We start from the raw sequence: 9,598 nt of genomic DNA, 5'->3' as shown, positions 1-9,598 counted from the left end.
GGTCTGCGGCATCGGGCCGTCGGCCGCGTTCACCACCAGGATCGCGCCGTCCATCTGCGCGGCGCCGGTGATCATGTTCTTCACATAGTCGGCGTGGCCGGGGCAGTCGACGTGGGCGTAGTGACGGGTTTCCGACTCGTATTCCACGTGGGCGGTCGAGATCGTGATCCCGCGGGCCTTCTCTTCCGGCGCGCCGTCGATCTGGTCATAGGCGCGGAATTCGCCGAAATACTTGGTGATCGCCGCCGTCAGCGTCGTCTTGCCGTGGTCAACGTGGCCGATCGTGCCGATGTTGACGTGCGGTTTGTTACGTTCGAACTTTGCCTTTGCCATTGGGTGGCGCCTCGCGGAATTGGGGGGCCGGAATGCCCTGTTCTACACCGCGAGGGCACTTATCCATTGGCAAGGGGAAAATCAAGCCTCCCGTGGCTCAGTTGCCCCGTTCCACCGGCTTGGGCGGCAGCGGCGGCAGGCCGAACCACTCGGGATTTTCCAGCAGCCAGCGCTCCACCTGCTTGGCCGCATTGTAGGACAGCGCGTCCATCTGCTGCTTCTTCGACCGGGTGAGGCCGGTGCCGATCACCGACTCGCCCGACAGGCTCTCGAAGATCGTCATCTGCTTGCCCTCGGCATTCAGCTTCTTCTGCGCCGCGTCGTCCCAGATGTTCGCCGTCACCACCAGCACCGATTTCGGCGCGGCCACCACCGGGATGCCGGGCGGGGCCAGCGCATAGCCGTCGACGCTGATGCCGATGTTGTAGAGCTTGCTGCCCTGGTAGCGGCCGAAGCGGCTCCGCACCGCGTGCTTCATCGCCGCTTCCCATTCCTCCACCGTCGCGGTGCGCGAGATCGGCACCTTCTCGACATTGTCGGCCACGACGATGTTCAGGCCCAGCGCGAAGTCGCCCAAGGGGACCGGCGGCTCTTCCAGATCGCTGCGTTCGCAGCCCGCGACGAGGGCCAGACCAAGGCAGAAGGCCGTCACGCGGAAAAACGACATGGGAAAATCCTGTGCTGTGCTTCTGCCCGCATAGCGTGGCGGCGGCCCCTGCGCAACCGTGACGCCAAAAGCGAAGGCCCGGACCATCGCCGGTCCGGGCCCCTCTCAGGCGAAGTGATTGTCGCGCGGGAAGCCGCGCGGGGCCATGCGGCCCGCGGTGGCGCGGGCCGCCTTCCACTCGCTCATGTCGGGTTCCGACCGGGTGCGGCCGCCGGTCTCCTTCCAGCTGATGCCGGTGGCCCAGTTGAAGGTGATGGCGTCGACCAGACCGCCGTCCTTGTATTTCTGCAGCCGGACGCCCTTGCCCTTGGCCATCTCGGGCAGCTCGCCCAGTTCGAAGACCAGCAGCTTGCGGTTCTCGCCGATGACCGCGACATGGTCGCCCTTCACCGGACGGCAGAGCGCCAGCGTCACGCCCTCCTTCACCGTCAGCACCGCCTTGCCGGCGCGGGTCTGGGCCAGCACCTCTTCCGAGGGCACGATGAACCCGTCGCCCGCGGTGGAGCAGACCAGAAGCTTCTCCGCCGGGCGCCAGATCGCCAGATCGACGATGGCGGCTTCGTTCGGCAGGTCGACCATCAGCCGCACCGGTTCGCCCATGCCGCGCCCGCCGGGCAGGTTGGCGCCAAGCAGCGTGTAGAACCGCCCGTTGGAGCCGATCAGCAGGATCTTGTCGGTGGTCTCGGCATGGAACAGGAAGCGACCCTCGTCGCCATCCTTGAACTTCACCTCGGTATCGAGCGGCTGGTGCCCCTTCATGGCGCGGATCCAGCCCATCTTGGAGCAGATCACCGTGATCGGCTCACGCTCGATCATCGCCTCGTAGGAGACTTCCTCCACCTCGCCCGCCTCGGCGAATTCGGTGCGGCGGTTGCCGAGCTTGGTGCCCTTGCCGAAGGTCTTCTGGATGATCCGCAGGTCGGCGCCGATGCGCTTCCACTGCACCGGCTCGTTGGCCAGCAGGTCCTCCAGCCCGGCGCGCTCGTTCATCAGCGCGTCGCGTTCGGCGATCAGCTCCAGCTCTTCCAGCCGGCGCAGGCTGCGCAGCCGCAGGTTCAGGATCGCCTCGGCCTGCACCTCGGTCAGCTCGCCCTCGCCCGGCTCGGGCGAGACGTAATCCTTCTCCGACATCGCCCGCGGGAACTCCCGTCCCCAGCGCTCGGCCATCAGCGCGCCGCGCGGGTCCGGGTCGTAGCGGATGATGTCGATCACCCGGTCGAGGTTGAGGAAGGCGATGATGAAGCCTTCCAGCACCTCCAGCCGGTGGTCGATCTTCTCCATCCGGTGCTCGCTGCGGCGCAGCAGCACGTCGCGCTTGTGGTCGAGGAAGGCGCGCAGCACCTCCTTCAGCGAGCAGACCTTGGGGGTGCGCCCGTCGATCAGCACGTTCATGTTCAGGCTGAAGCGGATCTCGAGATCGGTGCTGCGGAACAGCATGCCCATCAGCATCTCCGGGTCCACCGTCCGGGCCCGCGGCTCCAGCACGATGCGCACGTCATCGGCGGATTCGTCGCGCACATCGGCCAGGAGCGGCACCTTCTTGGTCTGGATCACCTCGGCCAGCTTCTCGATCAGCCGCGACTTCGGCACCTGATAGGGGATCTCGGTGATGACGATCTGCCATGTCCCGCGGCCCAGATCCTCGACGCTCCACCTCGCACGCAGCCGGAAGCTGCCCCGCCCGGTGCGGTAGCTGTCGATGATCGACTGGCGCGGCTCGACGATGACGCCGCCCGTGGGGAAATCCGGGCCGGGCACCAGCGCCACCAGCGCCTCCTCCTCGATCGCAGGCGTCTTGATGATGGCGAGACAGGCGTCGATCAGCTCGTGCAGGTTGTGCGGCGGGATGTTGGTCGCCATGCCGACCGCGATGCCGGACGACCCGTTCGCCAGCAGGTTCGGAAAGGCGGCCGGCATCACCACCGGCTCTTCCAGCGTGCCGTCGTAGTTCGGGCGGAAGTCGACGGCGTTCTCGGCCAGACCTTCCATCAGCGTCTCGGCGATGGCGGTCAGCCGGGCCTCGGTATAGCGCGAGGCCGCCGGGTTGTCGCCGTCGATGTTGCCGAAGTTGCCCTGCCCGTCGACCAGCGGGTAGCGCACGTTGAAATCCTGCGCCAGACGCGCCATCGCGTCATAGATCGCCGCGTCGCCGTGCGGGTGGTAGTTGCCCATCACGTCGCCGGAGATCTTGGCCGACTTGCGGAAGCCCCCCGTGGGCGACAGCCGCAGCTCGCGCATCGCGAACAGGATGCGGCGATGCACCGGCTTCAGACCGTCGCGCGCATCCGGCAGCGCCCGGTTCATGATGGTGGACAGCGCATAGGTCAGGTAGCGCTCGCCGATGGCGCGGCGCAGCGGCTCCGACGTGGTGAGAGGCGGGGAGGTCGGGTCTTCGGGAGGCTGGGTCATGCGCATTCTCTAGTCGCAGGCAGGCCGGGGGTCCAGCCTCATGCGTCGGCAAGATTCCGCGGAACCATCGGCGGCTTTCCGCATTCTCCCAGTACAACCCAGCGTCACCAGAACATTTTCCGACGAGCGAGGATTTCCATGCTCCGCCTGACCTTTCTGCTTTGTGCAGCCCTTTTCCTGACCCTGCTCATCGGCGGCCGCGATTACGGCCAGATGCGCCCCGGCCTCGCCGCCGCCGTCGTCACCCCCGAGGCCGAAGCGCAGCCTCTGATCCAGCAGGTCGAGGTCGCCTCGCTCGATACCGAGGCGCCGGCCCTCTCCGCCTCGGCGCAGGCCGCCGTCCAGCTGCCGGTCCCGCCCAAGCCGTCGATCGTCGTCCTGCCCGCCCCCGAGCGAGTCGAGCCGGTCGCGCTTGCCGCGCCGGTCGAGGAAACCATGCCCCTGCTCTACGTCACCGCCGAGCTGGTGAACGTGCGCAGCGGCCCCTCCACCCGCTTTCCGGTGATCGGCCGGCTGGCCGAGGGCGAGGCCGCGCTGCTGGTCGGCGCCGACGAGGCCGGCTGGGCCCCGATCCGCATCGAGGGCGACGGCGTCGAGGGCTTCGTCTCGTCGAAATACCTGTCGAGCGTCGCCCCCTTCTGACCCCGATCCCTTTGCCTCCTGCGGGCAAACCTCCTAACAGGGGGCGGGCAACGCAGGAGACCCCCGTGAAATCCGTCCTGATCACCGGCTGTTCCTCCGGCATCGGCCTCGACGCCGCCCGCGCCCTGCAAAGGCGCGGCTGGCGCGTCTTCGCCACCTGTCGGCAGGAAGCGGATTGCGAGCGGCTGAGGGCCGAGGGGCTGGAAAGCTTCCGCCTCGACCTCGCCGACGAGGCCAGCATCGGCGAGGCCGTCACCGAGACCCTGCGCCGCACTGGCGGCACGCTCGACGCGCTTTACAACAATGGCGCCTTCGCCTGCCCCGGCGCGGTCGAGGACCTGCCGCGCTGCGCGCTGCGCGAGATCTTCGAGGTCAACCTCTTCGGCACGCATGACCTCACCCGCCGGGTGATTCCGGTGATGCGGGCGCAGGGCCACGGGCGCATCGTCACCTGTTCGTCGGTGCTGGGCCTCGTCGGTTACCAGTGGCGTGGCGCCTATGTGGCGACGAAATTCGCGCTCGAGGGCCTGACCGACGTGCTGCGGCTGGAGATGGCCGACACGCCGATCAAGGTGATCCTGCTCGAGCCCGGGCCGGTCACCTCGCGCATCCGCAAGAACTCCATCGCCGCCTTCGAGCGCTGGATCGACTGGAAGGCCTCGGCCCGCGCCGCGCAATACCAGACGAGCCTGCTGAAACGGCTCTACGAGGAGCGCGGCCCCGATAGGTTCGAGCTGCCGCCCTCCGCCGTCAGCGCAAAGCTCATCGAGGCGCTGGAGCATCCGCGCCCGGCCCCGCGCTACTTCATCACCACGCCCACCCATCTGATGAACATCGCCCGCCGGCTGCTGCCGACCCGGGCGCTGGACTGGGTGATCTCCAGGGGCTGAAGCGAAATAGCTTTCGCTTTTGCCGCCCCTGCCGCTACATCTCGCCGACACACCGGAGGACGCCCCATGCTCGACGATCCGCTTTTCATCATCGCCGCCGTCGCGGTGCTGGCCGTGCTCTTCATCCTGCTGGTCGGCATCGGCGGCTTCGCCAAGGGCGGCGATTTCAACCGCAAACATGCCAACCGCATCATGCGCTACCGCATCTACGCGCAGGCCTTCGCCGTCGCGCTGATCCTGCTGTTCGTCGCGGTGCGGCAATACGGAGTTTTCTAATGGTCGTCCTGTCCAAGATCTACACCAAGACCGGCGATGCCGGCGAGACCGCGCTCGGCAACGGCGCCCGCGTCGCCAAACATTCAAGCCGGGTGAACGCCTATGGCACGGTGGACGAGACCAACGCGACCGTCGGCCTCGCCCGCCAGCATGCGACCGGCGAGATGGACCTGGCCCTCGCCCGGATCTCCAACGACCTCTTCGACCTCGGCGCCGACCTCTGCCGCCCCGATATGGAGCGCGACAGCGAGGCGGCCTACGTCCCGCTGCGCATCCTCGCGGTGCAGGTGGAGCGGCTGGAGCGCGAGATCGACGCGATGAACGCCAAACTGACGCCGCTGCGCAGCTTCATCCTGCCCGGCGGCTCGGCGCTGGCGGCGCATCTGCACCTCTGCCGCACCATCTGCCGCCGGGCCGAACGGCTGACGGTGGAGCTCGGCACCATGGAATCGATCAATGCCGAGGCGGTGCGCTACCTCAACCGGCTGTCGGACTGGTTCTTCGTCGCCGGCCGCATCGCCAACAACGACGGCGCCGACGACGTGCTCTGGGTGCCGGGGCTGACGCGCGAGGCCTGAAGACGCGACGTAGCGGCATCAGGGCCTGTCGGTTTTGATCTGTTTTCCGTGCTGCGTTGCGGCTAACAACGGGCGGGAGAGCTTGAATGATGCCCTCAGGGGCACGGATAAGGGAGATTGCGCGGATGAAGGTTCTTGTGCCTGTCAAACGAGTGATCGACTACAACGTCAAGGTGCGCGTTAAGGCGGACGGGACGGGTGTCGATCTGGCCAACGTGAAGATGTCGATGAACCCCTTCGACGAGATCGCGGTCGAAGCGGCGATCCGTCTGCGCGAGGCGGGCGCCGCGACCGAGGTCGTCGTCGTCTCCATCGGCGTGAAGCAGGCGCAGGAAACCCTGCGCACCGCGCTGGCGATGGGCGCCGACCGCGCCATCCTGATCCAGGCCGCCGATGACGTGCATCAGGACATCGAGCCGCTGGCCGTGGCCAAGCTGCTGAAGGCGGTGGTCGAGGCCGAAGCCCCGGGTCTGGTGATCTGCGGCAAGCAGGCGATCGACAACGACATGAACGCGACCGGGCAGATGCTGGCCGCGCTCCTCGGCTGGAGCCAGGGCACCTTCGCCTCGGAGCTGGCGATCGAGGGCGACACCGCGCTGGTGACGCGCGAGGTCGATGGCGGGATGCAGACCATCAAGGTCAAGATGCCGACCATCGTCACCGTGGACCTGCGGATGAACGAGCCGCGCTATGCCTCGCTCCCGAACATCATGAAGGCCAAGAAGAAGCCGCTGGAGGAGAAGACCGCCGCCGATTACGGCGTCGATGTCGCGCCGCGGCTGACGGTGGTGAAGACCACCGAACCGGCGGGCCGCAAGGCCGGCGTCAAGGTCGGCTCGGTGGACGAGCTGATCGCCAAACTCAAAGACGAAGCGGGGGTGCTCTGATGGCTGTTCTGCTGATTGCCGAAGTGACCGGCGGGGCGCTGGGGCTCGATTCCACCGCCAAGGCGCTGAGCGCGGCGAAGGTTCTGGGCGACGTGACCGTGCTGGTGGCGGGCTCGGGCGTGTCGGGCGCCGCTGCCGAGGCGGCGGGGCTGGCGGGCGTGGGCAAGGTTCTGGCCGCCGATGACGCCGCCTATGGCAACGGGCTGGCCGAGCCGTTGGCCGATCTGATCGTCAGCCTCGCGCCGGGCTACAGCCACATCTTCGCGCCCGCCACCTCGGCGGCGAAGAACGTGCTGCCGCGGGTCGCGGCGCTCCTGGACGTGATGGTTCTGTCGGACGTGACCGCGGTGATCGATGCCGACACCTTCGAGCGGCCGATCTATGCCGGCAACGCGGTGCAGACCGTGAAGTCGGGCGACGCGACCAAGGTGGCGACGATCCGCACCGCGACCTTCGAGGCGGCGGCGGCGGGCGGTTCGGCCCCGGTCGAGACCATCGCCGCGGCCGGCGACAAGGGGCTGTCGTCCTGGGTCGAGGACAAGGTGGCGACCTCGGACCGGCCGGAGCTGACCTCGGCCAAGATCGTCGTCTCGGGCGGGCGCGGGATCGGGTCGGAGGAGAACTTCGCCATGATCGAGCAGCTGGCCGACAAGCTGGGCGCCGCCGTGGGCGCGAGCCGCGCGGCGGTCGACTCGGGCTACGCGCCGAACGACTGGCAGGTCGGGCAGACCGGCAAGGTGGTGGCGCCGACGCTTTATATCGCGGTGGGGATTTCCGGGGCGATCCAGCATCTCGCCGGGATGAAGGATTCGAAGGTGATCGTCGCGATCAACAAGGACGAGGAGGCGCCGATCTTCCAGGTGGCCGATTACGGGCTTGTCGGCGACCTGTTCACGCTGGTGCCGGAGCTAACCGGGAAGCTGTGATTTTCACGCGTGAAAATCCAGCCAACCGATTGATATGACTACGCCTTCCGAAAGTTCTTAACCTTTTGGCAAGCCTTTGGACCACCGGAACGGGCGCCCCCTGCGGCGCCCGTTCTGCATTCACAGCATCGCCTGCAGCGCCGGCATCAGCCGCGCCGCGATCTCGGCATGGACGGCGGGGCCGGGTAGTTCGGTGGCGGCAAGCTCGTCCAGCGGGGCGTAGACCATGCCGGCGCGGCCCGCGGCGCGGGCTTCGGGGCTGCTGACGCATTCGACATAGGCCGTGGCGAAAGGCTGCACCTCGGCCAGCATGTCGGCATCGACCAGCACTGGGGAGCGGGTCAGCAGCACCGGGCTGCCGGCGGGCGGCGGCGGCTGGTCGGCGATCCAGACCAGCAGGCTGCGCCCGCCGATCCGGGCCAACAGCAGCCGCATCCGGGTGATCCATGTGGCGCGCAGCGCCCGGGCCAGCACCTCGAACTTTTCCGGCGAGACCGTTTGCAGGGTCTGCAGCATGTGCCGGGTGAAGTGGAAATCGGCGAAATCCACCTCGCGGAACAGGGTGCAAAGCTCCGGCGCGGCGCGCAGGAAGCGGTCGTTGCGGCGGGGATGCACGGCGTAGAACGGATTCGTCAGGTTCGCCGCCCCCAGCACCTGCACCAGCACCACATGCGCCTGCCCCGCCAGATCGAGCAGCGCCTGGTCCTGCAGGTAGACATCGACCCCGGCGCTGACGCAGCCGAGGTTCACCATGCGCAGGCCGATCCCGGCCTCGACCAGCGCCGGATAGGGCCGGGGCAGGAACTTGCCGTAGGTCTCTGTCCCGCCGAGCACGGCGCAGAACCGCCCGTCGAGGTCGCGGCGCGGGCCGCGGAACAGCAGCTTGGACTTGCCATACCGGCACGGAAAATAATCCAGGGCGCCGGCGCCCGGATATTCGAAAGCCATGAGAGCCACCAACCCAGTTCACCCGCCCGACAGAGTGCCGCCAAGCCCTTGCCATTCGGCTAAGCTGACAAATGGCGGCAAGTTTTAGCCATTCCCGCGGCTTGCACCTTCGGCGCGGCGGGGCCATTGTTCGCCACGACAGAACAGGAGGCAGCGCATGGACATCCAGAAGGTCGGCATCGTCGGGGCAGGTCAGATGGGCAGCGGCATCGCCCATGTCTTCGCGCTGGCGGGCTATGACGTGCTGCTGAACGACATCAGCGCCGAGGGGCTGCAGAAGGCCGTCGCGCTGATCGACCGCAACATCGAGCGGCAGGTGTCGCGCGGCAAGGTGACGGCGGAGGACAAGGCGGCGGCCATGGCGCGGATCGCCACCACGCTGAAGCTGGCCGATCTGGGGCAGACCGATCTGGTGATCGAGGCCGCGACCGAACGCGAGACGGTGAAACAGGCGATCTTCGAGGATCTGGTGCCGCATCTGCAGCCGCATACCATCCTGACCTCGAACACCTCGTCGATCTCGATCACCCGGCTGGCCTCGCGCACCGACCGACCCGAGAAGTTCATGGGGTTCCACTTCATGAATCCGGTGCCGGTGATGCAGCTGGTGGAGCTGATCCGCGGCATCGCCACCGATGGGCCGACCTATGACGCGCTCTTGGCGGTGGTCGGCAAGCTGGGCAAGACGGCGGCCAGCGCCGAGGATTTCCCGGCCTTCATCGTCAACCGCATCCTGATGCCGATGATCAACGAGGCGGTCTACACGCTGTATGAAGGCGTGGGGTCGGTGAAGTCGATCGACGAGTCGCTGAAGCTGGGGGCCAACCACCCGATGGGGCCTTTGGAGCTCGCGGATTTCATCGGGCTGGACACCTGTCTGGCGATCATGAACGTGCTGCACGAGGGGCTGGCCGATACCAAGTACCGGCCCTGCCCGCTGCTGACGAAATATGTCGAGGCCGGTTGGCTGGGCCGCAAGACCCAGCGCGGCTTCTACGACTATCGCGGCGAAGTGCCGGTGCCGACGCGCTGACCGGCGCGT

General features: G+C 67.5%; 11 protein-coding genes. 7 read left to right on the top strand and 4 right to left on the bottom strand.

Annotation, left to right across the window (positions count from 1 at the left end):
• The 3 genes from C5F48_RS08700 to C5F48_RS08690 form a co-directional block, all read right to left on the bottom strand.
• Positions 1-333, bottom strand: a 333-nt coding sequence (locus C5F48_RS08700) for a GTP-binding protein (RefSeq protein WP_181247682.1), incomplete at its 3' end; no start/stop codon positions are given.
• Positions 334-430: 97 nt separating this feature from the next.
• Complete coding sequence (locus C5F48_RS08695; RefSeq protein WP_107663515.1) at positions 431-1,000, bottom strand: hypothetical protein; 570 nt, start codon at positions 998-1,000, stop codon at positions 431-433.
• Between the two features lie 105 nt (positions 1,001-1,105).
• The gene (locus C5F48_RS08690) at positions 1,106-3,409 is read right to left on the bottom strand and encodes a DNA topoisomerase IV subunit A (RefSeq protein WP_107663514.1); all 2,304 of its coding nucleotides are present in this window, start codon (positions 3,407-3,409) and stop codon (positions 1,106-1,108) included.
• 138 nt (positions 3,410-3,547) lie between these two features.
• Between C5F48_RS08690 and C5F48_RS08685 the strand changes: the two genes are divergently transcribed.
• The 6 genes from C5F48_RS08685 to C5F48_RS08660 all read left to right on the top strand — a co-directional run bounded on the left by C5F48_RS08685 (position 3,548) and on the right by C5F48_RS08660 (position 7,608).
• Positions 3,548-4,051: an SH3 domain-containing protein gene (locus tag C5F48_RS08685; RefSeq protein WP_107663513.1), complete on the top strand. Its 504-nt coding sequence runs from the start codon at positions 3,548-3,550 to the stop codon at positions 4,049-4,051.
• Between the two features lie 65 nt (positions 4,052-4,116).
• Complete coding sequence (locus C5F48_RS08680) at positions 4,117-4,941, top strand: SDR family NAD(P)-dependent oxidoreductase (RefSeq protein WP_107663512.1); 825 nt, start codon at positions 4,117-4,119, stop codon at positions 4,939-4,941.
• 66 nt (positions 4,942-5,007) lie between these two features.
• Entirely contained in the window at positions 5,008-5,217 is a 210-nt protein-coding gene (locus tag C5F48_RS08675) for a twin transmembrane helix small protein (protein ID WP_107663511.1), read from the top strand.
• Positions 5,217-5,795: a cob(I)yrinic acid a,c-diamide adenosyltransferase gene (locus tag C5F48_RS08670; protein WP_107663510.1), complete on the top strand. Its 579-nt coding sequence runs from the start codon at positions 5,217-5,219 to the stop codon at positions 5,793-5,795. Before C5F48_RS08675 ends, C5F48_RS08670 begins: the two co-directional genes overlap by 1 nt.
• Before the next feature lie 125 nt (positions 5,796-5,920).
• Complete coding sequence (locus C5F48_RS08665; protein ID WP_107663509.1) at positions 5,921-6,682, top strand: electron transfer flavoprotein subunit beta/FixA family protein; 762 nt, start codon at positions 5,921-5,923, stop codon at positions 6,680-6,682.
• Positions 6,682-7,608: an electron transfer flavoprotein subunit alpha/FixB family protein gene (locus C5F48_RS08660; protein WP_107663508.1), complete on the top strand. Its 927-nt coding sequence runs from the start codon at positions 6,682-6,684 to the stop codon at positions 7,606-7,608. The genes C5F48_RS08665 and C5F48_RS08660 overlap by 1 nt, the downstream gene beginning before the upstream one ends.
• A 120-nt stretch (positions 7,609-7,728) precedes the next feature.
• Here the strand turns inward: C5F48_RS08660 and C5F48_RS25115 are convergent, their stop codons facing one another.
• The gene (locus C5F48_RS25115) at positions 7,729-8,556 is read right to left on the bottom strand and encodes a DUF6473 family protein (RefSeq protein ID WP_170139535.1); all 828 of its coding nucleotides are present in this window, start codon (positions 8,554-8,556) and stop codon (positions 7,729-7,731) included.
• Positions 8,557-8,713: 157 nt separating this feature from the next.
• Here C5F48_RS25115 and C5F48_RS08650 point away from each other — a divergent pair, with 157 nt between their 5' ends.
• Positions 8,714-9,589: a 3-hydroxybutyryl-CoA dehydrogenase gene (locus tag C5F48_RS08650; protein ID WP_107663507.1), complete on the top strand. Its 876-nt coding sequence runs from the start codon at positions 8,714-8,716 to the stop codon at positions 9,587-9,589.
• Positions 9,590-9,598: the final 9 nt, after the last annotated feature.

Source organism: Cereibacter changlensis JA139 (assembly GCF_003034985.1).
In the GTDB taxonomy this organism is placed as follows: Bacteria; Pseudomonadota; Alphaproteobacteria; order Rhodobacterales; family Rhodobacteraceae; genus Cereibacter; species Cereibacter changlensis.
Note: the sequence above shows the minus strand (reverse complement) of the source record. Positions and strands in the feature narration are given on the sequence as shown.

Coding starts and splice junctions, on each gene's coding strand:
- C5F48_RS08695 (WP_107663515.1), bottom strand. CDS start 1,000: ATGTCGTTTTTCCGCGTGACGGCCTTCTGCCTTGGTCTGGCCCTCGTC.
- C5F48_RS08690 (WP_107663514.1), bottom strand. CDS start 3,409: ATGACCCAGCCTCCCGAAGACCCGACCTCCCCGCCTCTCACCACGTCG.
- C5F48_RS08685 (WP_107663513.1), top strand. CDS start 3,548: ATGCTCCGCCTGACCTTTCTGCTTTGTGCAGCCCTTTTCCTGACCCTG.
- C5F48_RS08675 (WP_107663511.1), top strand. CDS start 5,008: ATGCTCGACGATCCGCTTTTCATCATCGCCGCCGTCGCGGTGCTGGCC.
- C5F48_RS08670 (WP_107663510.1), top strand. CDS start 5,217: ATGGTCGTCCTGTCCAAGATCTACACCAAGACCGGCGATGCCGGCGAG.
- C5F48_RS08665 (WP_107663509.1), top strand. CDS start 5,921: ATGAAGGTTCTTGTGCCTGTCAAACGAGTGATCGACTACAACGTCAAG.
- C5F48_RS08660 (WP_107663508.1), top strand. CDS start 6,682: ATGGCTGTTCTGCTGATTGCCGAAGTGACCGGCGGGGCGCTGGGGCTC.
- C5F48_RS25115 (WP_170139535.1), bottom strand. CDS start 8,556: ATGGCTTTCGAATATCCGGGCGCCGGCGCCCTGGATTATTTTCCGTGC.
- C5F48_RS08650 (WP_107663507.1), top strand. CDS start 8,714: ATGGACATCCAGAAGGTCGGCATCGTCGGGGCAGGTCAGATGGGCAGC.